We start from the raw sequence: 23,871 nt of genomic DNA on the forward strand, positions 1-23,871 counted from the left end.
ACCACGGACGTTGTCTGCGAGTACCTCGAGGACCGCGACGGTGAGCAGGTCCCGATGGTGGCGTTCCGCTGCTCGCGCCGTCGCCGTCGTCATCGGCAGCAGCGCCGAGCCGGCCCCGGCCGGGAGCGGCGCGCCGCAGCCACCACGAACAGTCCGGTGAGCACCCTGTCCGGCGCACGTAGCCAACCCAGTCTTAGATGGTGTCGCCTATCGTCGAGCTCAACAAAAAAGGGAGTGGTGATGGCGACGGACACGGGGCGAGCCGGCGAAGCCGGGGCACTTGTCGGGGCCGCGGTACGAGCAGCGCGGACGCGATCGGGGCTGTCCACACGAGATCTTGCCGCGCGCGCCGGCATCAGCCAGCCCTTCCTGAGCCAGCTGGAGCGAGGGCTGCACGCACCGTCGGTCAACACCTTGTACCGGCTCGCCGAAGCGCTGGCCGTCTCCCCCGCCGACCTGCTGCCCGCGCTGCCGGCCTCGCCGATCCGCGTGGTGCGGGCGGCGGATCGCCGGCTCGACGCCCTGAACGAACGCCCCGAGACGGCGTACTCGAGGACTGCCCGCAGCTCGGGCGCCATCGCCGAGATCATCGAGTACATCGCGGAGCCGGGCCAGGACATCGACGGCTGGTTCTGGCGGGACAGCGACGAGGCGCTGATCGTCCTGGAAGGCCGGCTGCGAGTCGACTTCGAGGGCGAGGAGTCCGTGCGGCTCGATCCGGGCGACTGCCTGTTCCACCCCGGCGCGACCCGGCACCGCTGGGCCCGGGTGGACGAGGACAGGTTGCGTGTGGTGCTGATCGTCGCCGGCGATAGGTGACACCAATCGAAACGGGGCATTCTCCGGTTGGTTACATGTCCGCAACACAGGTCACCACACTGGTGAACCTGGTGCGCGGAGGCGGCCGCCCCGCGCTCGATGCGAAAGGTCGGTGCCACCATGTCCGGTCCCCACTCCGGCACCCTGCAGGTCCCCCTCATCGACATCAGCCGCTGGCCCGGCGGGTCCGCGTCCGACCGGGCCGCGATCGCGGCGGCGGTCGACGAGGCGGCCCGAACGGTCGGCTTCATGCAGATCCTCGGGCACGACATCCCGGCCGAGGCGGCCGACGGGCTCGCCACGGCGATCGACGCGTTCTTCTCCCAGCCTGCGGACGAGAAGCGACAGTGGCGCCCCGCGACCCCGGAGACCAACCGCGGCTACACCCCGCCCCGCGCGGAGAAGGTGAGCCTCAGTCTCGGTGTGACCAGCCCGGAAGACCTGTTCGAGGCGTTCAACGTCGGCGCCGACGTGACTGCGGCCGGGGCGCCGGAGCTGCCCGGCGACCACTACCCGGCGAACATCTGGCCACCCGTGCCCGGTTTCCGGGAGCGGGTGGCGGAGTGGATGACCCACGCCGGCGCACTGGCCCACCGGCTCACCGACATCTTCGCGCGCGCGCTCGGCCTCGAGGAGGACTTCTTCGCCACCCGCACGACGCACTCGATCGACGTGCTGCGGATGAACAACTACCGGCTGCCCGAGCAGGAGACGGTGGTGGACCGGGGTCAGATGGGCATGGGGGCGCACACCGACTACGGCATCGTCACCGTGCTGTGGGCCGACGCCGTGCAGGGGCTGCAGATCCTCGACGGCGACGGGGCATGGCACGACGTGTTGCCGGCCGACGGCGCGCTGCTGGTCAACCTCGGTGACGCCCTGGCCCGCTGGACGAACGACCAGTGGCGCTCGACCCTGCACCGGGTGCTGCCACCGACCGACGGCGCGGGCCGGTTGATCCCGCGCCGGTCGGCCGCCTACTTCCACGACGGCAACTTCGACGCCGTCATCGAGGTCTTGCCCCAGTGCGTGCCCGAAGGCGAGCAGCCGCTCTACACGCCGACCACCGTGGCCGACCACATCGCCGCCAAGCTCGCCGGGTCCCGCGCTCTGCGGCCGAACGCCGCGGCGGAGCGCGAGGCCGCCCGCCTCAACGCCGCCGCGGCCCGCTAGGAGGCCCGCATGTCCCCCACCGAGAACGGGGTCCGCCACCCCACCGACCAGGTGCCGCCGACGGGCCGGCTGCTGCTGCTGGGCCTGCAACACCTGTTCATCATGTACACCGGCTGCATCGCGGTCCCGCTCATCTTCGGGGCGGCCGCCGGCCTGTCGCACGACACGATCGCGCTGCTGGTCGACGCCGACCTGCTCGTGTCCGGGGTCATCACGCTGATCCAGAGCGCAGGGGTGGGCCGGATCCTCGGGGTCCGGCTGCCCATCGTGGCGGGCGCCACGTTCACCCTGATCACCCCCATGATCCTGATCACCAAGGGCTACGGGCTGCAAGCGGTGTACGGCTCGATGCTGCTCGCGGGGATCTTCGGCCTCGTCATCGCGCCGCTGTTCGCGCGGGTGGTGCGGTACTTCCCGGCGATCGTCAGCGGCACGGTGATCACGGTGATCGGGCTGTCCCTGATCGGGGTCGGCGTGCAGATGGTCGCCGGGAGCGACAGCACCGCGACGGACTACGCGTCGGTGCCGCGGCTGGCGCTGGCGGCCGGAGTGATCCTGGTCATCGTCGCGTTCATGCGGCTGTTCAAGGGAATCCTCGGCCAGGCCGCGGTGCTGATCGGGCTCGTGCTGGGCACCGCGGTGGCGGTGCCACTCGGTTTCGTGAACCTGGCCGGGGTGGCCGGTGCCCCGTGGTTCGGGTTCCCGATGCCGTTCCAGTTCGGCGCCCCGCACTTCCCGATCGCCGCCGTGCTCTCGATGTGCGTGGTCATGCTGGTGACGTTCACCGAGTCCACGGCCGACATGCTGGCGGTCTCGGAGATGGTCGGCAAGCCGCTCAGCAGGGGCGACCTCGCCCGCGGCCTGGCCGCCGATGGGCTCTCCGGAGTGCTCGCCGGAATCATGAACTCGTTCATCGACACCGCCTACGCCGAGAACGTCGGCCTGGTCGAGATCACCCGCATCCGCAGCCGGTGGATCACGGCGGCGACCGGCGTCATGCTGATCGTGCTGGGCTGCGTGCCCAAGCTCGGGGCGGTGGTGGCGTCGCTGCCGGACCCGGTGGTGGGCGCGGCGGGGCTGGTGATGTTCGCGATGGTGTCCGCGGTCGGGATCAGGGTGCTCAAGAAGGTCGACTACGCCGACAACCACAACCTGCTGGTGGTCGCCCTGTCGATCGCGGTCGGCATGGTGCCGGTGGTGGCGCCGTCGATCTACACGCACCTGCCGCAGGGCCTGCAGATCGTCTTCGGCAGCGCCATCACCAGCACCGCGCTGTGCGCGTTCGTGCTCAACGTGTTGTTCAACCACACGCGGGGGAGCGGAAAGCGCGCCCCTGCCGCCGGCGTGGAGCAAGCGTCGCGGGCGGCGTGAGCCAGAGGCGGCCTGGCGCGGGACTCGCGCCAGGCCGCCGCGGCCGAGCGTGCGCGCGAGGGGGTCCCGGCCAACCGGCAGTGCGGGCGGCACCTCGACGGTCGAGGTCCACTCCACCGACTGGCCGCGCGTGAGCGATTCCTCGATGTATCCCACCGCCGGCAAGGGGGCCGATGCCGGCCAAGACCGAGGTTCCATTGGGGCCGGGGGTCGGGATGCGGCCCCCGACCAGGGAAGTACCAGCGGTGGCCGAGCGGCATGCCGGCGCCGTATCGGTATAGGCCCAGGTAGTGGAAGGGGTTGTCGCCGGTGGAGGCGCCAGTGCCGCGTTGCCGCTGTTGAGGTGTAGCGGTAGCTCGCAGCCGATGCCTCCGCAGCGGAGACAAGAGCGACAACGCTGCCCTGGTAGTCGGTGACGACGTAATCCGTCAGAGTGGAGCGTCTTCGGATTGCCGGCGTCGTCGTAGGTGCGCGAGAGTTTGTCCTTCCTCCAACCCGTCCCACTTGTCCAGACCACTGACTTGTCTAGACCACCCGTTCGTAGGTAGTCAACTGCTCCGTTCGCCGCTTACCGTTCCCCGGAACGCCGCGTGCTGGGACAGCGTTGTCGCGAGACGGGAGCCGGTATGTTCGGTCGCAAGTCACGGATGTTCGGCGCGGTGCTGGCCGCCGCGCTCGCCTTGCCGTTGGCGGGGCTCACGGGGACTGCCGGTGCGTCGGCGCAGGCCGACACGTGCGCGGTGAAGTCGAAGCCCGCCGGGAAGGTGCTGCAGGGTTACTGGGAGAACTGGGACGGCGCCGCCAACGGTGTGCACCCCGGCCTCGGCTGGGTCCCGATCACCGACGCGCGCATCAAGTCCCACGGCTACAACGTGATCAACGCGGCCTTCCCCGTCATCCGCTCCGACGGCACGGTGCTGTGGGAAGACGGCATGGACGCCGGCGTGAAGGTGGCGACCCCGGCCGACATGTGCGCGGCGAAGGCCTCGGGCGCCACGATCCTGATGTCCATCGGCGGCGCGGCGGCGGGCATCGACCTGTCCTCGTCGACGGTGGCGGACAAGTTCGTGAGCACGATCGTGCCGATCCTCAAGAAGTACAACTTCGACGGCATCGACATCGACATCGAGACCGGCCTGACCGGCAGCGGGAACATCAACTCGCTCTCGGCTTCGCAGTCGAACCTCATCCGCATCATCGACGGCGTGCTCGCGCAGATGCCGTCGAACTTCGGCCTCACGATGGCACCCGAAACCGCTTACGTGACCGGCGGCAGCGTCACCTACGGCTCGATCTGGGGCTCGTACCTGCCGATCATCAAGAAATACGCGGACAACGGCCGCCTGTGGTGGCTGAACATGCAGTACTACAACGGTTCCATGTACGGCTGTTCGGGCGACTCGTACGAGGCCGGCACCGTGCAGGGCTTCACCACGCAGACCAACTGCCTCGCCAAGGGCCTGGTCGTGCAGGGCACGACGGTGAAGGTACCGCTCGACAAGCAGGTGCCCGGCCTCCCGGCCCAGCAGGGCGCGGGCGGCGGGTACCTGGCGCCGAACCTCGTCTCGCAGGCCTACGGCGCCGTTTCGGGCCTCAAGGGCCTGATGACCTGGTCCATCAACTGGGACGGCTCGAAGAACTGGACGTTCGGCGACAACGTCCGCTCGCTCGAAGGCCGCTGAAATCCGGCGCCGGGGCCCGAAACACCAGGCCCCGGCGCCGGAACCGCTACCGGGAACCCGCTGGGCGCGCTTCCGTGTGGCGCAACGAATCCGGCTTCCGTTGACGACGCTGATAACGTGCCCCGACAAAGTCGAGCAGAGGAGACGACGTGTTCGGGCGCAAGCGAAATAAGGGACAGCGCGGTGGGCCCGTGACGTTCAACGCCGAAGCCGGACTCCTCAGCGTGCGGGTCGGCGACGAGAACGGCCGCCCGCTCCCGGGCACGCAGATGGTGATGCTGCACAAGCGCACCCAGCGGCAGACGAAGGCCGTCGCGGACGAGTTCGGCCTGGCGGTGAGCACCTTGTCGGCCGGGACGTACGCGGTGTCCGTGAGCGCGCGCGGCTACCGGCCGCAGAACAGCACCGTCGAGGTCGTGAGCGGCGACCACACCTCCCTCGAGGACCTGCGGCTCGTGCCGGACGAGAACCGCCAGCTGCCCGACCCGGGCGAATGGGTGCTCGACCCCGACCACACGGCCATCCGGTTCATCGCGCGGCACATCGGGCTGTGCGAGGTCCACGGCCGGTTCCGGAGCTTCGAGGGCAGCATCGTCGTCGGCAAGCAGATCGAGGACTCCACCGTCGAGGTCGTGATCGACGCCGCGAGCATCGACACCTCGGCCGACAAGCGCGACGACCACCTGCGGTCCCCGGACTTCCTCGACGTGCGCCGCTTCCCGCAGATCCGCTTCCACGGGCACCGGTTCCGCCGCGCGCCCGGCGACCGGTGGAGCATCGACGGCACGCTCAACCTGCACGGAGCCAGCCGCGGCGTGCGGCTCGACGCCGGCTACCTGGGCCTGCGGACCTGGAACGGCGACCGGCTCGGCGCCGTCGCCACGACCGAGCTGCACCGCGAGGACTTCACGATCAACTGGCAGCAGACGCTGGCCAAGGGCCTGGTCATGGTGGGCTCGACGATCGAGATCCAGCTCGACATCCAGGCCGTTCGCGCGGGAACCTGACCTGCCGCTCGGCCGCGGCACCGAGTCACGGCGAGCGGTGGCGGGCGGCCGGGTGTCAGCCCAGGAACTTGCGCAGGACGTCGGCCACCTGGCGGATCTCCGCCACGTGAACGTGTTCCTGCTGCGTGTGCGCGAGGCTCGGGTTGCCGGGGCCGAAGTTCACGGCCGGCATGCCCAGCGCCGCGAAGCGCGCGACGTCGGTCCAGCCCAGCTTCGCGGCGGCGCGGCCACCGGCGGCGGCCACGAGCTCGGCGGCCGCCGGGGCCGAAAGACCGGGCAGCGCGCCCGGCGACAGGTCCGTGAGCGTCACGTCGTAGCCGTCGAAGACCTCCCGCACGTGGGCTTCGGCCTGCGCGGGGTTGCGGTCCGGCGCGAAGCGGAAGTTGACCGTGAGCACGGCGGCGTCGGGCACGACGTTGCCGGCCACGCCGCCGGAGATCTTCGTGGCCTGCAGGCCTTCGCGATAGGTGAGGCCATCGATGTCGACCACGCGCGGCGCGTACTCGGCGAGCCTGCGCAGGGGCTCGGCCAGCGCGTGGATCGCGTTCTCGCCCATCCAGGCGCGGGCGGTGTGCGCGCGGGTCCCGCTCGTGCGGATCTCGACGCGCAGCGTGCCCTGGCAGCCGGCCTCGATCGTGCCGTTGGAGGGCTCGCCGACCACGGCCAGGTCGCCGGCCAGCCACTCGGGCAGCTCGCGCTCGATGCGGCCGAGGCCGTTCTTGACCGCTTCGACCTCTTCGTTGTCGTAGAAGACGAAGGTGATGTCGTGCTTCGGCTCGGGCAACGTCGCGGCGAGGTGCAGGAACACCGCGTCGCCGCCCTTCATGTCGACGGAGCCGAGTCCGTGGAGCAGCTCTTCGTCGCCGGAACCGGTGCGGCGCGACGGGAGGTTGGCGTTCTCCGGCACGGTGTCGAGGTGCCCGGCGAGGATCACGCGCGAGCCGCGGCCGAGGTTCGTGCGCGCGAGGACGGCGTCGCCGTTGCGGACCACCTCGAGGTGCGGCGCCTGCTCGGTGAGCGCGGCCTGCACGGCGTCGGCGAGCCGGCCCTCCTCGCCGGAGACGCTGAACGCGTCGACGAGGGCGGCGGTGAGGTCGGCGGGGTCGGCGCGCAGGTCCAGCGAGGTCATACCGGCACCGTACCGACCCGGCGCGAGGGCTACCGTGAGGGACGTGCGCACGCGAAGCTCCCTGGTCGCTCTCGGCGGCGTCCTCCTGTCCCTGGTCCTGACCGGCTGCGGCTCCGAGGCGGGCCCCACGCCCGGCCCGAACCCCGGCTCGCCGGGCCCTGACGCCCTGCCGATCAAGCTCGACGCGCTGTCCGCCGACGCCTGCTACACGAGCCCGCAGACGCAGCTGCCGAAGGGCTGCGAGAAGTTCGTCACGGAGGTCGGCGGCACGGCCGCGTCGGTGCACGAGCGCGCGGCGGCCGGCAAGACCGTCGACGTGGCGCTCGACCACGCGGCGGCCGCGCTCGACCAGGGCGTGAGCGCGTTCCGCGGGGCGGGCTGCACCACCGTGCCGAGCCCGGGTGGCGCGTGCACGCAGGCGCTGATCACCATCTCGGGTGCGCTCACGTCGGTGAAGAAACTCGTGAACCAGCAGGCCACCACGGGTTGAGGCGTGTGGCTCGACTACCGTGACCGGCGTGAGCGAGCAGACCCCTGACCCCGAAACGACCGGCGCCGTCGGCGTCGGGCTGGCCACCGTCGCCTCCGACGGGACGGTGCTGGACACCTGGTACCCGCACCCGAAGCTGACCGGCACCGGCGCCAGTGGCACCGAGCGGCTGTCGGCCGAGGAGACCACCGAGCTGCTCGGTGACGCCGCGGCGGCACTGCTCGGGCCCGACACCGACCGCGGTGTCGAGGTCGTCGCGGTGCGCGTGACGATCGGCAGCCTGGCCGCCGCCCCCGCCGACGCGCACGACGCCTACCTGCGGCTGCACCTGCTGTCGCACCGGCTCGTGCAGCCCCACGGGCAGAACCTCGACGGCATCTTCGGCAAGCTGGCCAACGTCGTGTGGACGAGCCACGGCCCGTGCCCCGTCGAAGGCTTCGAGCAGACCCGGCTGCGGCTGCGCTCGCGCGGCCCGGTGGCCGTGTACGGCGTGGACAAGTTCCCGCGGATGGTCGACTACGTGCTGCCCACGGGCGTGCGCATCGCCGACGCCGACCGCGTGCGCCTGGGCGCGCACCTCGCGTCCGGCACGACCGTGATGCACGAGGGCTTCGTGAACTTCAACGCCGGCACGCTCGGCGCGTCCATGGTCGAGGGCCGGATCTCGGCCGGTGTGGTCGTGGGCGACGGCAGCGACGTCGGCGGCGGCGCGTCGATCATGGGCACGCTCTCGGGCGGCGGCAAGGAGGTCATCGCGATCGGCGAGCGCTGCCTGATCGGCGCCAACGGCGGCGTGGGGATCTCCCTCGGCGACGACTCCGTGATCGAGGCCGGGCTCTACATCACGGCCGGCACGAAGGTCGTCGTGGACGGCAAGACCGTGAAGGCGCGGGAGATCTCGGGTATTTCGGGTGCGCTCTTCCGGCGGAACTCGGCGACGGGCGCGGTGGAGGTCGTGTCGCGCACCGGCGTCGGGATCGAGCTGAACGAAGCGCTGCACGCGAACTGATCCATTGCGGAACGGGGCGCGCTCCACCAGGGGCGCGCCCTTTTCGTCACAGGTCACGGCCATTGTGCCTGCGCGTTCACTTACCATTCATGTTGTGACCACCGAATCGTTGCCCTCCTCGACCCGCCGCCGCGCACCTGAGCCGACGACTCCGGCCGAGCTCGGCCTGCCCGACGAGCCCGCGAAAGCCGGCCCCCGGGACCCGGCGGCCACCCACATCCGGGCCAAGCTGGACCACGAGCTGCGCGAGCTGCTGGCCCGCGAACCCGGCACCCGCAGCGGCGCGGATCCCGAAGACCTGCACCAGATGCGCGTCGCCCTCCGGCGGATGCGCAGCGTGCTGAAGACCTCCGGAGCGCTACTCGGCGAATCCGCCGAGCCCGTGCGCGTCGAGCTGGGCTGGCTCGGCCAGTCCCTCGGCGAGGTCCGCGACTACGACGTGCTGATCGGCCACCTGCGTGAGGTGATCGCCGCCTTCGAGGTCCGAGACCAGCCCGCGGGCCGCCGCCTGGTCTCGAAGTTCGTCACCGAACGCGGCGCCGCCCGCCGGCGCCTGACGCGCGCCCTGTCGAGCTCCCGCTACTCCGTGCTGCTCCAGCGCATCGCCCAGCTCACGCGCACACCGGACCAAGAACTCGACCCCACGCCGCTCGGGTCGAGCAGCCTCGCCACCGACGTCCGCAAGCCTTACCGCCGGCTCCTCAAGGCCGTGCGCGCCCTGCCCACGGAGCCGCCGGACGACGACCTGCACGCCCTGCGCATCTACGGCAAGAAGCTGCGCTACACCGCCGAGGTGGCCCGCTCGTCGGCGAAGAAAAAGCAGGCCGCCGCCCTCGCCGACCTGGTGAAGGCGACCCGCAAACTCCAAACGGTCCTCGGCGACCACCAGGACGCGGTGGTCGCGGCGGAAAAGGTGCGCTCGGTGCTGCCCGGCGCCGACGGCGAGGTCTGCTTCATCGCGGGCCGCATCGCCGAGCACGAGCTGCTGAAGCGCACCGAGGCCCGGGCGGCCTGGCCGGCGGTGTGGGCCCGGATCGACAAAGCGGCCCACGCGGCTCTCTGACCGAACCCGGCCGGATCACTCCGCCGTGATCGACCAGACGTAGCCGTCCGGGCGGATCAGGACCCGGCGGCCCGCCGCGGCTTCGTAAGCGGCGTACGCGTGGCCGCCCACGTCCACCAGGTCCGAGCCCGAAGCCACCGACCCGGCAGGCAGGATCCGGTACCCCGGGACCTCCGACGAACCGACCGAGCCCGAACCGAAAACCAGCTCCGTCGCGTGCGGCCCCCGGAACAGCTCGAACAACCGCACCGGCTTCCCGTTCGCATCCACCAACGGCGCATCCGGAGCCCGGTCCCCCGCCCGCAGCGAACCGAAACCAGAAGCGGCCAGCGGCCCGCCCCGGTACCCGACATCCAGCTGCTGCGTCTCCGACCCCCGGCGATGCGCGTCCTCATCCCCGTCGGCGTACTTCTCCAGCAAGGCCGTCGAAACCCCCAGCACCCGCGCCGCCACCGCGCGCCGCTCGGGTTCGTAGCTTCCCAGCAACTCGGCGGAGCCGGCGGCCAGCTTCCAGCCCAGGTTGTAGGCGTCCTGGACCCCGGTGTTCAGCCCCTGCCCACCCGTCGGCGGGTGGACGTGCGCGGCGTCGCCGGCCAGGAACACCCGCCCGGCGCGGAAGGAAGCAGCGAGGCGGATGTTCGGCCGCCACACCGTCGACCAAGCGAGGTCGAACAGCCGAATCCCGCCGCCCGACACCGAATCCAGCCGCGCCTGCAACGCCGGCAGCGAAGTCTCCACCGCCAGGTCCCCGTCCCCCAGCGGTGCCCCGAACTGGAAGTGCGGGGTGCCGGCCAGCGGCGTGAACGCCACCCCGCTCATCGGCGACGAAGCCGGCGCGAACCAGTACGACGAGTCGCGCGAAAGCCCCGAAGCCTGGACGTCGCCGAGCAACATCCGGATCGACTCGTCCGTGGTGCCCTCGAACGGGATCCCCAGCGCCTTGCGCACGAAGCTCTTGCCGCCGTCGGCACCGACCAAGTACGCCGCCTCCACCGTCTCCCCCGTCGACAGCGAAGCGGTCACACCCGAAGCAGTCTGCGTGAAGCCCACCAGCCCGACCCCGAGCTCCACCCGCACCCCGAACGACGACAGCCGCTCCCGCAGGATCCCCTCCGTCTGCGACTGCCCCAGGAACCAGATGTTCGGGTACGGCACGGCGGGCGTCGGCTCGACGGTGTCGCTGATCCAGCGCTCCTGCACGAACTCGCCGCCCAGGTAGACCTTCATCGGGTACTGCGGCGAGCCCGCGGCCAGCACCGCGTCGAGCACGCCGAGATCCTCGAAAACCTCCAGCGTGCGGGGCTGCAGCCCGTCGCCGCGGGAGCCGTTGAAGAACGTCTCGGCCTTGTCGATGAGCCGGACGGCGACGTCGCGTCGGGCCAGCTCGATGGCCAGTGTGAGGCCGGTCGGGCCCGCTCCCGCGATCAGCACCGTGGTGTCCATGTCCCCTCCAGTGAATTAGAATTCAGTGAATCTGAATTCAGCATGCGCGCTGCTAGCGTTCCTGTCAAGGGAGGTGCCGAGATGACGGCGACGAGCCGCAAGGAGAAGGCCGCCGAGACGGAGACCGCGCTGAAGGAGGCCGCCAAGCGCGTGTTCGCGCGCAAGGGCTACCTGAACACGAAGATCACCGACATCACGGCGGAAGCCGGCCGGGCGGCGGGCTCGTTCTACAACCACTTCGCCGGCAAGGAGGAGCTGCTCGAAGCGCTCCTGGGCGACCTGGCCGCGGCGGGCGACGAGGAGGCGGCCTCCGAGGGCCACCTGTCGGACTTCAGCGACCCCGAGGCCGTGCGCTGGCACGTGCGCCAGTACTGGGACTTCTACAAGGAAAACGCGGCCACGATGCAGGCACTGCGCCAGGCGTCGATGGTCCACGACGGGTTCGCGAGCACGCTCGCGAGCTTCGGCGTCACGCAGGCGGCCGACATCGCGGGACACCTCGAGCGCGTCACGGCCGCGGGGTACGAGCTGCCCGCGTCGACACAGCTGAGCATCGTGATGATGTACCAGCTGATCGACAACTTCGCGCAGATGTGGCTGGCCGCGCCGGCGCCCACGGGCTGGACGGCGCCGAGCGACGAAGAGGCCGTCGAGGCGCTCACGAGGTTCGTCTACCGGGGTTTCACGGGACGCGATTTCTGAGCGGGCGCACCGAAGTGCGCCCGCCCGGGAATCAGGAGTTCAACCGCTCCGCGGCGGCGTCGATGCGCTCGTCGGTGGCGGTCAGGGCCACGCGCACGTGGTTGCCGCCGGCCGGGCCGTAGAACGTGCCCGGCGCCACGAGGATGCCGCGCTCGGCCAGCCACGCGACGGTGTCCAGCGCCGGCTCGCCGCGCGTGGACCAGAGATACAGCCCGGCTTCGGAGTGGGAGATTTCGAAACCGTTGTCCTGCAACGCTTTCCGCAACACGAGCCGGCGGCGCAGGTACCGCTCGCGCTGCGCGGCCACGGCCTCGTCGTCGGTCAGGCCGGCCACCATGGCCTCCTGCACCGGACGCGGCACGATCATCCCGGCGTGCTTGCGGATCTCCAGCAGCTGCTTGACCAGCCGGGGATCGCCGGCGATGAAGCCGGCGCGGTAGCTCGCGAGGTTCGCCGACTTCGACAGCGAGTGCACTGCCAGCAGCCCGTCGAGCCGTCCACCGTGGACGGACGGGTGCAGCACCGACACGGGCTCGGCGTCCCAGCCGAGCGAGAGGTAGCACTCGTCCGACGCCACGATCACGTCGCGCTCACGCGCCCACTCGACGACCTTGCGCAGGTGCTCGACCCCGAGCACCTTGCCGGTCGGGTTCGACGGCGAGTTGAGCCAGATCAGCGCCGGACGCTGCGGACCGAGCTGCGTGAGCCCGTCCGCGCGGGCGACGTCGGCGCCCGCCAGCAGCGCGCCCACCTCGTAGGTCGGGTACGCCAGCTCGGGGATCACCACCGTGTCGCCCTGACCGAGACCGAGCAGCCGCGGCAGCCAGGCCACGGCTTCCTTCGACCCGATCGTCGGCAGCACCGCGTCGGGCTCGAGACCCTCGACGCCGTAGCGCCGGCCCAGCGCCTCCACGGCGGTGGTCCGCAGGGCGGGCGTGCCGTGAGTGGCCGGGTAGCCCGGGATCTCCGAGACCGACGCCAGCGCGTCGCGGATCGAGGCCGGAACCGGGTCCACAGGCGTGCCGACGGAGAGGTCGACGATCCCACCGGGATGCGCCTGCGCGCGGGCCTTGACCTCGGCGAGGGAATCCCAGGGGAAGTCGGGCAGGGGGCGGGCCGTCATTCGCCCTGCGGGGGCAGCGCCTTGATGAAGGCGGGGTCGTGGCTGGTCTTGCCGACCTTGGAGGCACCGCCGGGCGAGCCCAGCGTGTCGAAGAAGTCGACGTTGGCCTTGGTGTAGTCGGACCAGTTGTCGGGGACGTCGTCCTCGTAGTAGATCGCCTCGACCGGGCAGACCGGTTCGCAGGCGCCGCAGTCGACGCACTCGTCGGGGTGGATGTACAGCATCCGCTCGCCCTCGTAGATGCAGTCCACGGGGCACTCGTCGATACACGCCTTGTCGAGCACGTCGACGCAGGGCTCGGCGATCACGTAGGTCACTGCGTACTCCTGCTTTTCTCTGCTTAGCCAGTCCCTGCGGACATTACGCGCTTCCTGAGGCACCGGTAGTGCTTAGGCAACCCTTAGCCATACCCCTGGTATGGGGTCGAATGTCCCGCTCAGCGGTCCCGGCGGCGGGGCTTCGGGGCGTTGCGCGCGTCGCCGGTGATGGTGAAGCCCGGACCGGAGGGCTTGGTGTCGCCCTCACGCTTCTCCTTGAGGGTGCGTTCGAAACCGTCGGCGATCTCGTCGACCACGTCGTCGTTGTGCTTGTCGTCCCTGCGCACGTAGCTCATCGGTTCTCCCTGCGAAAATGGGGTACCACCTCAAGCACAATCTAACCGTGAACGACTCGGAAAAGCTCGAACTCGTGTGCTCGCGGGCCTGGCCCCCGGTGGTCGACGAACCCCTCGGCGACTGGCGCCTGCGCTGGGCCGACGGCTTCACCGGGCGCGCCAACAGCGCACTCGCCGTGGGCGATCCCGGCCGGAGCGTGGCCGTCGCGTTGGAGGCCGTCTGTGACTTCGCCCACGATCGGGGGATCCCGGCGGTCGTCCAGGTGATCCAGGACAGCGCCATCGAACGTGAGGTGGCCGCCGCCGGCTGGCGCGAGTGGACCGAACACGCCGCGGGCTACCAGGTGTCGGTGCTCGTCGGGCCGCTGCCGGCCGGGTCGGCGCAGGCCGCCGAGGTCCTCGACGAGCCGACGCCGGCGTGGTGGGAGCTGACGGCCGACAACCCGTCGCCGGGCGCGGCCGAACGCCACGTGCTGAGCACGGGCAAGGTGGGTTATGGCGTGGTCGACGTGGACGACGCTGCCGGGGTCACCGCCGGAGCCGTGCGCGGTGCCATCGTGGACGGGTGGCTGCACGTGTCGCGGCTGGCCGTGCGGCCGGAGTTCCGCCGACGTGGGCTCGCGTCGGCGCTCATGTTCGCGCTGGCCGGCTGGGGCCGCGCGCACGGCGCGGAGAGGTGGGTGCTGCAGGTGGCGGTGGGCAACGACGGCGCGTTGAAGCTGTATTCCGCGCTCGGCTGTACGGAGCACCACAGGTACCGCTACTGGGGCCCCGGTCCCTCCGCGTGCGAGGATCCGCAGTCGTGAAGATCGTCGTTTTGGTCGGTGGAGTCGGTGGCGCGCGCTTCCTGCTCGGCGTGAAGACCGCACTCGGGATGCCCGCGATCGGCGAGCCGGAGAGCCCGTCGCCGCACGAGGTCACGGCGCTGGTGAACACCGGCGACGACGTGTGGATGCACGGCCTGCGCATCTGCCCCGACCTCGACACCTGCATGTACACCCTCGGCGGTGGCATCGACACCGAACGCGGCTGGGGCCACGCGGGCGAGACGTGGGTCGTCAAGGAGGAGCTCGCCGCGTACGGTGCCGAGCCGACGTGGTTCGGGCTGGGCGACAAGGACATCGCGACGCACCTGATCCGCTCGCGGATGCTGCGCGCGGGCTACCCGCTCTCGGCCGTCACCGAGGCGCTGTGCGACCGCTGGCGCCCGGGCGTGCGGCTGCTGCCGATGTCGGACGACCGCGTGGAGACCCACGTCGTGATCGACGACCCCGACCAGCCGGAGCAGCAGAAGGCGATCCACTTCCAGGAGTGGTGGGTGCGCTACCGGGCCGACCGCCCGGCGCACTCGATCGTCTCGGTCGGCGCCGACGAGGCCAAGCCCGGGCCGGGGGTGCTCGAGGCGCTCGGCGAGGCCGACCTGGTGCTGTTCGCGCCGTCGAACCCGGTCGTGAGCGTCGGGACGACGCTCGGGGTGCCGGGTGTGCGCGAGGCGCTGCGCAGGTCGAAGGCCAAGGTCGTGGGCATCTCGCCGATCATCGGCGGCAAGGCGCTGCGCGGCATGGCCGACGCGTGCCTCACGGCGATCGGTGTCGAGACCTCCGCCGAGGCCGTCGGCCGGCACTACGGCGCCCGCTCCGACGGCGGGGTGCTGGACGGCTGGCTCGTCGCCGAGGAGGACCACGACGTGACGGTGCCGGGTGTCGACGTGCGCGCGGTGCCGCTGCTGATGTCCGATGTGGACGCGACCGCCGCGATGGTGCGGGCGGCCTTCGACGTTGCGGGAGTTTCCGGTGTCTGATTCGGCCAAGCCTGAGTTCAGCGATCACGCCTCGGCGAAGGTCGAGATCCTGCCGGTGACCGGGCTGCCGGAGTTCCGGCCCGGCGACGACCTCACCGGCGCCATCGTCGCGGCCGCGCCGTGGCTGCGGTCCGGTGACGTCGTGGTGGTGACGAGCAAGGTGTTCTCGAAGGTCGAGGGCCGGCTCGTGCGCGTGCCGAGCGACCCGGAGGCCCGGGACGCGGCGCGGCGCGAGCTGATCGACCAGGAGACGGTGCGGGTCGTCGCGCGGGTGGCGCGCACGGTGATCACGGAGAACCCGCTGGGGATCGTGCAGGCCGCGTCGGGGATCGACGCGTCCAACGTGCAGGGTGACGAGGTGGCGCTGCTGCCCGCGGATCCGGACGCGTCGGCGCTCGCCCTGCGCGGCGGCCTTCGCGAGCGGCTCGGGGTCGAGGTCGCCGTGGTCGTCACGGACACGATGGGCCGCGCGTGGCGCGTCGGGCAGACCGACGCGGCGATCGGCGCTTCGGGCCTGCGCGTGCTGCACGCGTACGCGGGGCAGGTCGACTCGCAGGGCAACGAGCTGGCCGTCACGGAGATCGCGGTGGCCGACGAGCTCGCCGCAGCCGCGGACCTGGTGAAGGGCAAGCTCGGCGGACTGCCGGTGGCGGTCGTGCGCGGCCTGCAGCTCACCGACGACGGCTCCACGGCACGGAAGCTGATCCGGCCCGTCGACGAGGACCTGTTCCGCTTGGGCACCAACGAAGCGCTGGCGCAGGGGCGGCGCGAAGCCGTGCCGCACCGGCGTTCCGTGCGCACGTTCTCCGACGCGCCGGTGGATCCGGCGGTGGTCCGGCGCGCGGTCGCGGCGGCGCTGACCGCGCCCGCGCCGCACCACACGCACCCCGTGCGGTTCGTGTGGCTGCGAGACGCGGGGTTGCGCGCGAAGCTGCTGGACGCCATGCGCGAATCGTGGCGCGCGGACCTTTCGAGTGACGACTTCACGCCTTCGCAGATCGAGAAACGCTTGTCGCGCGGGGACATTCTGTACCGCGCGCCCGAGGTCGTGATCCCGTTCCTCGTGGCCGAGGGCGCCCACACCTACCGCGACCAGCGCCGCAACGACTGCGAGCACACGATGTTCACGGTCGCCGCCGGTGCCGCGGTGCAGGGTCTGCTGGTCGCGTTGGCGGCGGAGGACCTGGGCTCGTGCTGGATCGGGTCGACGATCTTCGCGGCCGACCTCGTGCGGTCGACGCTGGGCCTGGACTCACGCTGGGAGCCGCTGGGTGCCGTCGCGATCGGGCACCCGCTGGAGACGCCGCCGGCCCGTTCGCTGGGCGAGCCGGGAGAAGGGCTGGTCGAACTGTGAGCTTGCATGCGGACGCCGTGACGGTTCTTTCGGCGTGGACTCCTTCGCCGGGCTCGCAGGAATCGCTGCGCCAGGCGTTCCTGGGTTTCCTGGCGACGAGGGAAGACACCGTGCAGCGCTCGTGCGAGGCGGGGCACCTCACGGCGTCGGCCGTGGTCCTGGACTCGACGGGTACGCGGGTGCTGCTGACGCTGCACCCGCGCGTGGGCCGCTGGCTGCAGCTGGGTGGGCATTGCGAGCCTTCCGACGCGTCGGTCGCCTCTGCGGCTCTGCGCGAAGCGACGGAGGAGTCGGGCATGACGGGCCTCGAGATCGGCGCCGAGCCGGTGCACCTCGACGTCCACCCGATCACGTGCTCCCTCGGCGTGCCGACGCGGCACTTCGATGTGCGCTACGTGGTCCGCGCGCCGGCCGGAGCGCGGCCCGTCCGCAGCGACGAATCCGACGACCTGCGCTGGTGGCCCGTCGACGCCCTGCCCGCGGGGTCGGAGGATCTGGCCGAACTCGTGAGCGCGGCCGTTTCGTCCCGTTAGGGTGGCAGGCATGCCTCCTGTGCTCGCCAACCCGCACATCCACACCGGCGACGGCGGTTTCGTGAGCGGCTGGGTCGTGGCCGTGGGGTTCGGGGTGGCGATCGTGCTGGTCGTGGTGGGTGTGATCGTCAGCCTGCGCGGGAAGCGCCGGCGTTAAGGAGGTTCCGCGGTGACCGTGAGCTACGACAGCGCCTCTTCGGTGCCGCCGTTCGAGCAGGTGCGCTCGTCGATCGCCGCGCAGATCAACGAGGGCACCCTCGCCGTCGGCACCAAGCTCCCCACCGTCCGGGCGCTGGCCTCGGACCTGGGCGTCGCCCCGAACACCGTGGCGCGCGCCTACCGGGAACTCGAGGAAGCCGGCCTCATCGAAACGCGCGGACGGGCCGGGAGCTTCGTGGGGGCTTCGGGGGACGAGTCGCGTTCGCGGGCTCTTTCGGCGGCTGCCGATTATGCAGCAGTGACGCGCCAGCTGGGACTGTCGGCGGACGAGGCGCTCGCCATCGTGACGGCCGCGCTGCGCTGACCACTCCGGTTTCGTCCAGCCCCGGACGGCCACTCCCCCTACGATGACCATGGGCCGGGGAGAGGGGACCTTTGTCGTGAACGCCATTCAGCCTTGGCATCTCATCATCTTGTTGCTGCTCGCGGGCATCGTCGTGGCCATTGTCTTGGGTGTGCGGGCTTCGAAGAAGCGGCGGCAACCGCCGATTCCTCCGCCTTGGCAAGGGATACAGCAGCCGGGGTACCAGGGTTATCCGGGCTACCCGGGTTATCCGCCTGGGCAGGCGGGGTATCCGGGTTATCCGCAACAGCCCGGCTATCCGCAGGGGCAGCCAGGACCGCAATCCGGGTATCCGCAACAGCCGGGGTATCCGACGGGCCAGCCCGGCTTTCCGCAGCAGCAGCCTTCGGCGCCCGGCCAGTACCCGCCGCAGCCGTATCCACCGCAGCAGCCGGGTCAGCAACCGCCGTCCGGATTCGGGAACTGAAAAGGAGACTCAGCCGTCGTGTTGCGTTTTGTGCTCCCAGCACTGTTGATCATCGTGCTGGTGGTCATCCTCGTGCTGAAGTTCACCGTGGGGCGGAAGCCGAAGCAGCAGTCTGGGCCGCAGTACCCGCCGCCACAGCAGCAGTTTCCGCAGCAGCAGCCGATCCAGCCTGGGCAGTACCCGCAGCAGCCGGGATACCCCGGGCAGCAACAGGGTCAGCAACAACCGGGCCAATATCCGCAGCAGGGTTATCCGGCGCAGCAGCCGAATCAGCAGGCCGCGCAGGGCTGGCAGCCCTACCCCTCACAGCAGCAGCCAGGCCAGCAGTACCCGAACCAACAGCCGAACCACCAGCCGGGCCAGGGGCAGCAGCCGCCCCGGTAGGTCACATCGCGCGGTAGTCGCGGAGTTCGATGCGGGGCCCGAAGCGCGGTGCGCGGGCCCCGCCGATCTCCAGGTACCGGATGGCGCGCTGGCGTTGCGGGGCGTAGGGCGCGAGGAGCTCGGCCATGGCCTCGTCGTCGATGCGGCGGCCCAGCAGCGTGTGGCCGACCATGTTCGGGATGTTGTAGTCCCCGAAGCTGACCGCGTCCGGGTCGCCCCAGGCGCGTTGGGCGATTTCGGCGGCAGTCCACACGCCGATGCCCGAGACCTTGCGCAGCAGGGCCCGCCCCTCGGAACCCCGCAGCGCCACGGCTTCCTCCAGCCGCGGAGCCACGCGGGCGGCGTTGATCAGCGCCGTCCGGCGTTTGAGGTCCACGCCGATGCGGTGCCAGTTCCAGTCCACAATGGACCGGATCGCGATCGGCGACGGTGGCACACGCAACGAAGCCGGCCCCGGTCCCGGCGCGGGCGTACCGAACCAGCGGCACAGCTGCGCCCACGACCGGATCGCCTCCTTGCCCGAGACCTTCTGCTCCAGCACCGCCAGCACGAGCGAGTCCCACACGCGCCGCGTCGAGCCGAGGCGCAGGCCGGGGGCGTCGTGGCGCGCGCGGGCGACCACGGGGTGGTGCGCGACGAAGCCGGTGTCGTCGTCCTCCGCGCCCAGCAACGCCGGCACGCCGTCGAGCAGGAACTCCGCGCCGGGGCCCCACGCGTCGGCCTCGACGACGCCGTCGGGCCGGCGCAGCAGAGCCAGCGTGCCCTCGCCGCACGGCGTGTTGGCGGCCAGCCACCAGACGCCGCGCTCACCGCGGAAGTTCAGCGAACCGCGCCCACGGCCGAGCGGGCCCAGCACCGCGGCCAGGTCCAGCGGGAAGGGCGGTCGCCACTCGATCATGCGTCGCTCGAGAACCGGATGCCGCCGTCGGGCAGGGTGACGCCGGGCCAGACGCGGGCGCCGTCGAGGAGCTCGCAGCCCGCGCCGACGGACGCGCCGTCGCCCAGGACCACGCCACGCAGCACGGCGCCCGCCCCGACGAACGCGCCGCGGCCCAGCACCGAACGCTCCACAGTGGCCCCGGCCTCGACCACGGCTTCGTCGAACACGACCGAGCCGTCGACCGTCACGCCGTCGCCGATCACGGCCTTCTCGCCGATCGTCGTCCCGCCCGTCAGCTGAGCCGACGAAGCCACGGAAGCGCCGCCGAGCACCAGCGACTCGCCGGTCGGGCCCGCCAGCGCGGACGTCGGCGCGATGCCGCGCACGAGGTCGGCGCTGCCGCGCACGAACGCCTCGGGCGTGCCGACGTCGAGCCAGTACGAGGAGTCGACAAAGCCGTGCAGGTGCGCACCGGCTTCGAGGAGCCCGGGGAACGTCTCGCGCTCCACCGACACGCGGCGGCCCGCCGGGATGGTCTCGACCACCGAGCGGCGGAAGACGTAGCAGCCTGCGTTGATCTGGTCCGTCGGCGGGTCGGGCGTCTTCTCGAGGAAGGCCTGAACGCGGCCGTGCTCGTCCGTCGGGACGCAACCGAAGCGGCTCGGGTCGGCGACGCGCTGGAGGTGGAGGGTGACGTCGGCGCCGGTGTCCACATGGGTCTGGAGCTGGTGGCGCAGGTCGGCGCCGGAGAGGATGTCGCCGTTGAAGATGATCGCGTGGTCCGCGCGCAACCGGTCGTACACGTTGCGGATGGCGCCGCCGGTGTCGAGCGGCTCGTCCTCGACCACGTACTCGAGCTCGAGACCGAGGGCCGCCCCGTCGCCGAAGTACTCCTCGAACACTTCGGCGCGGTAGGACGTGCCGAGCACGACGTGGCGGATCCCGGCCGCGCGAATTCGCGAGAACAGGTGACTCAAGTAGGGGGTTCCGGCCGTCGGCAGCATCGGCTTCGGCGCGGACAGGGTGAGCGGCCGCAGGCGGGTGCCCTTGCCCCCGACCAGCACGACGGCGTCGACCTCGAGCTCGGACGTCACAGAAAACTCCTCTTGTATCACGCACCGCTGAGCGACAAGCCGTGGGAAACGCTGACGACTGCGCCCCCGAGGGCCTACCCTAGACAGGAAACAGATGGGCCTTTCCCCAGAGGCCCCGGGTCAGTCGGGAGGCCGAGGGGATGGACCCCCGCGATCGCGCGGACGCTCTGCTCGCACGCGCACGTTCCCGCGGCGCCTTCGTGGTGACGCCGGACAACATGACGTCGCCGATGGACGCCTCCAACACGCAGCAGATCCCGAGATCCGTGGTCTCGGAGCTCGACCAGCAGGATCCCGACACGACGACGCAGCTGCCGGCGTCGTTGATCGAGGAGAACGACGAGCACCCGCTGGCGAAGCCGAGCACGACCACGCCGCTGGAGGTGCCGGCCGCGCAGGTGACCACGCCGCTGGTGCCGCGTCCGCAGGCCGCGCCCGTGCCGAGCCCCCTGCGGGAGCCCGCCGAGGAAGAGCTGACCGGGCTGGTGCCGACGATCAAGCAGAGCAGCGGCCGGTCGAACCTCTCGCGGCGCCTCGACGGGCTGTGATCACGCGCCTTCGAGCTTGACGCGCACGGCCAGCCCGAGCTTCACCGCCGCGAGCACGGGCTTCCACAGCGCGCCCTGGTGCCGGTCGGCGAGGTAGCGGTAGGCGCTGGCGTGGTGCGCGCGCAGCATCTTCTTCGACACGCGCGCCGTCGACACGCCGCCGATGTGCATCACGCTCGACGAGGGCGCGTAGACGTTCAGCCAGCCGGCCTTCGCCAGCCGGTCGCCGAGGTCGACGTCTTCGAAGTACATGAAGTAGCGCGTGTCGAAGCCGCCGACCGAGTCGAACGCCTCGCGCCGGAACAGCTGGCACGAGCCGCTGAGCCACTCCGACGTGCGCTCCTGTGGCGTGGCGTTCTCCTGGCGGTACTGGCGCGTCCACGGGTTGCCCGGCCAGACCTTCGAGAACACGGCGTGCCCGATCCCCCGCCCGAACGACGGCAGCAGACGCGCGGACGGGTAGACGGTCCCGTCGAGGTCGTGGATCAACGGCCCGAACGCACCCCCACGCGGCCACCGCTTCGCGACTTCCAGCAGCGCGTCCAGCGACCCCGGCTCCCACTCCAGGTCGGGGTTGACCACGACGACCCACCCGTAGCTGTCGTCGAGCGCCGCCACGCCGCGGTTGGCGGCCGTGCCGTACCCGACGTTCTCACCGATGCTGACCAGCCGCACGTTCTCGCGCTCCGCCGCCTTCTCGGGCCCGCCGTCCGTGGACGCGTTGTCCGCGACCACCACGCGGACGTCCCGGTCGGTCGCCTTTTCCAGCGTGTCGAGGAACTTCTCGAGCATGTCGCCGGGAAAGTAGGTCACGGTCACGACGGCCAGATTGTCGCCGTAGCTGCGCTGCTCAGTCACGGCACCCATTGTCCCCCGCTCACACACGGCTACGGTGAGGACCCACGCAGTGTCAACCTCCCCGGTCAGCGCGCGCCGCTCTTGCGCGCATCACGGCGCCGCTGGCGTCCGGCCGCGGCGATCGTCCCGCGAGGTGCTGAATAGAGCACATCCCCGGCGTTAACGTAAAAAGTGTTCGGGTTTCTGTTGTGCGGCCCCCAACCTGTCGACCCGCGAAGCAACAGCACGCTCCCTCGTGCCGGGTGCCGCCCCTTGAACCAGGTGTCCTGGCGATAGCCGGTCACTCGCCAACGGATCACAGCCTTGGCTCCACGCCGAGCGTGCTGGTAGACCTGTTCGACGATGGCGATGTCCGCCTGACCCTGCAGATTCGACCGGATGGCCTGCAGGTTTCGCCAATGCACATCCAGCCGCCTGTCATGCGCGCGGCGCACCCAAACCGCGAGCACTACGACAGCCGCCAAAGGCAACGTACAGATCAGGAAACCGATGACATTCGCCAAGACTTTGACAAACAAGAACCCTCCCCGGTGATGTTTGACAACGGGGAGTCAATCGGTCCCCGTCCGACCGCGTCAACGGCGGACCAGGAGTTCCGGGCCAGGAAACCTTCCGGAACAGGACACAACTCCGGTCAGTGCATTCGGCGGTGCCGGTCCCACGCCTTCTCGTACGCCTCGCGGTGGCGTTCCGCCGTGGTGGCCCAGGAGAAGTCCTTGGCGCGCTGCTGGGCGGCCGCGGAGAGGAAGGCGCGGCGGGACGGGTCGGCGAGGAGTTCGGTGATCGCGGCGGCCACGTCGCCCGCGCCGACGCCGCAGTAGGCGACGGCGTCGCCGCCGACTTCCGGCAGGGAGAGGCGGCGGGTGGTCAACACGGCGGCGCCGCAGGCCATGGCCTCGAGCACGGGCAGGCCGAAGCCCTCGCCCAGGGACGGGTAGGCGACCAGTTCGGCCCCGCCCAGGAAGCCCGCGAGGGTCCCGAAGGGCAGGTATCCGGCGCGGATCACGCGCAGGCGGTGGGGCACGGCGTCCAGCGCGCGTTCGACCTGGGTGTCCCAGCCCGGCTGCCCGGCGAGCACCAGAGCGGGTGCGTCCGGCCGGCCCGCGACGGCCCGGGCGTAGCCGCGGATCAACGCCGGCACGTTCTTGCGCGGCTCCAGCGCCCCGAGGAACGCGATGTACGGCGTGCGCCCGATGCCGACGGCCGCGCGCGCCGCGGCGACCTCCTCCGGGGACGGCGGGTGAAAGCGTTCCGTGTCCACGCCGTGGTGGATGATTTCCAGTTCCGCGTGCCGCACCGGGGTCACGCGGCCCAGCTCCAGCGCCGTCGCCTGGCTCGGGACGACGCACAGCGTCGCGCGGCGCAGGGCGGCCACGGTCCACGCGCGGAAGAACCGCGCCTTCACCGACGAGTGCAGCACGGGGTCGGTGAAGAACGTCGCGTCGTGCAGCGTCACGACCGAAGCCGCGCCGCTCGCGAGGGGCATCGTGTAGTGCGGCGAGTGCACGACGTCGGCCGCCAGCCGCCGCACGAGCCGCGGCAACGTCGCCTGTTCCCAGGTCAGGCGAGCTGTGCGGGTGGACGTCGCGGGCGACGCGGGCACCACGCGCGCACCGGGAGCCAGCCGGTCGTACAGCGACAGGTCACGGGGCTGGCACACAACCGTGAGCCGCGCACCGTCCTGGTCGAGCGCCGCGACGAGCGAGTCCACGTACCGGCCGACGCCACCCCGGTCCGCGGGCACCGCGGTCGCGTCGATCAGCACACGGGGATCACCGGTCACGTGAGCAGAGTACGGCGATCACC

Annotated in this window: 28 protein-coding genes; 18 read left to right on the plus strand and 10 right to left on the minus strand. The window is 71.2% G+C overall.

The window, feature by feature from the left end:
- The first annotated feature begins 240 nt into the window (after positions 1-240).
- The 5 genes from AB0K15_RS21545 (at position 241) to AB0K15_RS21565 (ending at position 6,052) form a co-directional block, all read left to right on the plus strand.
- Entirely contained in the window at positions 241-819 is a 579-nt protein-coding gene (locus tag AB0K15_RS21545; protein WP_364053038.1) for an XRE family transcriptional regulator, read from the plus strand.
- 120 nt (positions 820-939) lie between these two features.
- Complete coding sequence (locus AB0K15_RS21550) at positions 940-1,992, plus strand: 2-oxoglutarate and iron-dependent oxygenase domain-containing protein (RefSeq protein WP_364053041.1); 1,053 nt, start codon at positions 940-942, stop codon at positions 1,990-1,992.
- 9 nt (positions 1,993-2,001) lie between these two features.
- A complete protein-coding gene (locus AB0K15_RS21555; protein ID WP_364053044.1) occupies positions 2,002-3,363 on the plus strand; it encodes a nucleobase:cation symporter-2 family protein in 1,362 nt (453 codons plus the stop codon).
- 626 nt (positions 3,364-3,989) lie between these two features.
- The gene (locus AB0K15_RS21560; RefSeq protein ID WP_364053047.1) at positions 3,990-5,045 is read left to right on the plus strand and encodes a chitinase; all 1,056 of its coding nucleotides are present in this window, start codon (positions 3,990-3,992) and stop codon (positions 5,043-5,045) included.
- 191 nt (positions 5,046-5,236) lie between these two features.
- A complete protein-coding gene (locus AB0K15_RS21565; RefSeq protein WP_364053050.1) occupies positions 5,237-6,052 on the plus strand; it encodes a YceI family protein in 816 nt (271 codons plus the stop codon).
- A 55-nt stretch (positions 6,053-6,107) separates the two neighbouring features.
- Here AB0K15_RS21565 and dapE read toward each other — a convergent pair whose 3' ends face one another.
- Positions 6,108-7,181 (minus strand): succinyl-diaminopimelate desuccinylase, encoded by a 1,074-nt coding sequence (dapE, locus tag AB0K15_RS21570; protein WP_364053053.1) that lies wholly within the window; start codon positions 7,179-7,181, stop codon positions 6,108-6,110.
- 43 nt (positions 7,182-7,224) lie between these two features.
- Here dapE and AB0K15_RS21575 point away from each other — a divergent pair, with 43 nt between their 5' ends.
- From AB0K15_RS21575 to AB0K15_RS21585, 3 genes are all read left to right on the plus strand, one after another.
- Entirely contained in the window at positions 7,225-7,671 is a 447-nt protein-coding gene (locus tag AB0K15_RS21575; protein WP_364053056.1) for a hypothetical protein, read from the plus strand.
- Between the two features lie 28 nt (positions 7,672-7,699).
- Positions 7,700-8,680: a 2,3,4,5-tetrahydropyridine-2,6-dicarboxylate N-succinyltransferase gene (gene dapD / locus AB0K15_RS21580; RefSeq protein ID WP_364053059.1), complete on the plus strand. Its 981-nt coding sequence runs from the start codon at positions 7,700-7,702 to the stop codon at positions 8,678-8,680.
- Positions 8,681-8,774: 94 nt separating this feature from the next.
- Complete coding sequence (locus AB0K15_RS21585; RefSeq protein WP_364053062.1) at positions 8,775-9,743, plus strand: CHAD domain-containing protein; 969 nt, start codon at positions 8,775-8,777, stop codon at positions 9,741-9,743.
- A 15-nt stretch (positions 9,744-9,758) separates the two neighbouring features.
- Here AB0K15_RS21585 and AB0K15_RS21590 read toward each other — a convergent pair whose 3' ends face one another.
- Positions 9,759-11,186, minus strand: a complete 1,428-nt coding sequence (locus AB0K15_RS21590) for an FAD-dependent monooxygenase (protein ID WP_364053065.1) — start codon at positions 11,184-11,186, stop codon at positions 9,759-9,761.
- Positions 11,187-11,267: 81 nt separating this feature from the next.
- On the opposite strand from AB0K15_RS21590, the gene AB0K15_RS21595 reads away from it, so the two are divergent.
- Positions 11,268-11,888, plus strand: coding sequence for a TetR/AcrR family transcriptional regulator (locus AB0K15_RS21595; protein WP_364053068.1), 621 nt, complete (start codon positions 11,268-11,270; stop codon positions 11,886-11,888).
- 31 nt (positions 11,889-11,919) lie between these two features.
- Here AB0K15_RS21595 and dapC read toward each other — a convergent pair whose 3' ends face one another.
- From dapC to AB0K15_RS21610, 3 genes are all read right to left on the minus strand, one after another.
- A complete protein-coding gene (dapC, locus tag AB0K15_RS21600; protein WP_364053071.1) occupies positions 11,920-13,011 on the minus strand; it encodes a succinyldiaminopimelate transaminase in 1,092 nt (363 codons plus the stop codon).
- On the minus strand, positions 13,008-13,328 hold the full coding sequence (gene fdxA / locus AB0K15_RS21605; RefSeq protein WP_220246384.1) for a ferredoxin: 321 nt from the start codon (positions 13,326-13,328) through the stop codon (positions 13,008-13,010). The genes dapC and fdxA overlap by 4 nt, the downstream gene beginning before the upstream one ends.
- Positions 13,329-13,447: 119 nt before the next feature.
- Positions 13,448-13,624, minus strand: a complete 177-nt coding sequence (locus tag AB0K15_RS21610) for a hypothetical protein (RefSeq protein WP_364053075.1) — start codon at positions 13,622-13,624, stop codon at positions 13,448-13,450.
- Positions 13,625-13,671: 47 nt separating this feature from the next.
- Here AB0K15_RS21610 and AB0K15_RS21615 point away from each other — a divergent pair, with 47 nt between their 5' ends.
- The 8 genes from AB0K15_RS21615 (at position 13,672) to AB0K15_RS21650 (ending at position 18,685) form a co-directional block, all read left to right on the plus strand.
- Positions 13,672-14,430, plus strand: coding sequence for a GNAT family N-acetyltransferase (locus AB0K15_RS21615; RefSeq protein ID WP_364053078.1), 759 nt, complete (start codon positions 13,672-13,674; stop codon positions 14,428-14,430).
- The gene (gene cofD / locus AB0K15_RS21620) at positions 14,427-15,425 is read left to right on the plus strand and encodes a 2-phospho-L-lactate transferase (protein ID WP_364053081.1); all 999 of its coding nucleotides are present in this window, start codon (positions 14,427-14,429) and stop codon (positions 15,423-15,425) included. Before AB0K15_RS21615 ends, cofD begins: the two co-directional genes overlap by 4 nt.
- Positions 15,361-16,779: a coenzyme F420-0:L-glutamate ligase gene (locus tag AB0K15_RS21625; RefSeq protein WP_364053084.1), complete on the plus strand. Its 1,419-nt coding sequence runs from the start codon at positions 15,361-15,363 to the stop codon at positions 16,777-16,779. The genes cofD and AB0K15_RS21625 overlap by 65 nt, the downstream gene beginning before the upstream one ends.
- On the plus strand, positions 16,776-17,312 hold the full coding sequence (locus tag AB0K15_RS21630; RefSeq protein ID WP_364053087.1) for an NUDIX hydrolase: 537 nt from the start codon (positions 16,776-16,778) through the stop codon (positions 17,310-17,312). The genes AB0K15_RS21625 and AB0K15_RS21630 overlap by 4 nt, the downstream gene beginning before the upstream one ends.
- Positions 17,313-17,322: 10 nt before the next feature.
- Positions 17,323-17,469 (plus strand): hypothetical protein, encoded by a 147-nt coding sequence (locus AB0K15_RS21635; RefSeq protein ID WP_364053090.1) that lies wholly within the window; start codon positions 17,323-17,325, stop codon positions 17,467-17,469.
- Between the two features lie 12 nt (positions 17,470-17,481).
- The gene (locus tag AB0K15_RS21640; protein WP_364053093.1) at positions 17,482-17,835 is read left to right on the plus strand and encodes a GntR family transcriptional regulator; all 354 of its coding nucleotides are present in this window, start codon (positions 17,482-17,484) and stop codon (positions 17,833-17,835) included.
- Between the two features lie 76 nt (positions 17,836-17,911).
- Positions 17,912-18,301, plus strand: a complete 390-nt coding sequence (locus AB0K15_RS21645) for a hypothetical protein (protein ID WP_364053096.1) — start codon at positions 17,912-17,914, stop codon at positions 18,299-18,301.
- Between the two features lie 18 nt (positions 18,302-18,319).
- On the plus strand, positions 18,320-18,685 hold the full coding sequence (locus tag AB0K15_RS21650) for a hypothetical protein (protein WP_364053099.1): 366 nt from the start codon (positions 18,320-18,322) through the stop codon (positions 18,683-18,685).
- 1 nt (position 18,686) lies between these two features.
- Here AB0K15_RS21650 and AB0K15_RS21655 read toward each other — a convergent pair whose 3' ends face one another.
- Both AB0K15_RS21655 and AB0K15_RS21660 read right to left on the minus strand, forming a co-directional pair.
- The gene (locus tag AB0K15_RS21655; protein WP_364053826.1) at positions 18,687-19,580 is read right to left on the minus strand and encodes a DNA-3-methyladenine glycosylase 2 family protein; all 894 of its coding nucleotides are present in this window, start codon (positions 19,578-19,580) and stop codon (positions 18,687-18,689) included.
- Complete coding sequence (locus tag AB0K15_RS21660) at positions 19,580-20,659, minus strand: NDP-sugar synthase (RefSeq protein WP_364053102.1); 1,080 nt, start codon at positions 20,657-20,659, stop codon at positions 19,580-19,582. The genes AB0K15_RS21655 and AB0K15_RS21660 overlap by 1 nt, the downstream gene beginning before the upstream one ends.
- Positions 20,660-20,799: 140 nt before the next feature.
- On the opposite strand from AB0K15_RS21660, the gene AB0K15_RS21665 reads away from it, so the two are divergent.
- Entirely contained in the window at positions 20,800-21,207 is a 408-nt protein-coding gene (locus AB0K15_RS21665; RefSeq protein ID WP_285970370.1) for a hypothetical protein, read from the plus strand.
- Here AB0K15_RS21665 and AB0K15_RS21670 read toward each other — a convergent pair whose 3' ends face one another.
- The 3 genes from AB0K15_RS21670 to AB0K15_RS21680 all read right to left on the minus strand — a co-directional run bounded on the left by AB0K15_RS21670 (position 21,208) and on the right by AB0K15_RS21680 (position 23,830).
- Positions 21,208-22,065 (minus strand): glycosyltransferase family 2 protein, encoded by an 858-nt coding sequence (locus AB0K15_RS21670; RefSeq protein WP_364053105.1) that lies wholly within the window; start codon positions 22,063-22,065, stop codon positions 21,208-21,210.
- Between the two features lie 65 nt (positions 22,066-22,130).
- Positions 22,131-22,583 carry a hypothetical protein gene (locus AB0K15_RS21675; protein WP_364053108.1) on the minus strand — a complete coding sequence of 151 codons (453 nt, stop codon included), beginning with the start codon at positions 22,581-22,583 and terminating at the stop codon, positions 22,131-22,133.
- 116 nt (positions 22,584-22,699) lie between these two features.
- On the minus strand, positions 22,700-23,830 hold the full coding sequence (locus tag AB0K15_RS21680; RefSeq protein ID WP_364053829.1) for a glycosyltransferase family 1 protein: 1,131 nt from the start codon (positions 23,828-23,830) through the stop codon (positions 22,700-22,702).
- Positions 23,831-23,871: the final 41 nt, after the last annotated feature.

The organism is Amycolatopsis sp. NPDC049253, assembly GCF_040678995.1.
Taxonomy (GTDB): domain Bacteria; phylum Actinomycetota; class Actinomycetes; order Mycobacteriales; family Pseudonocardiaceae; genus Amycolatopsis.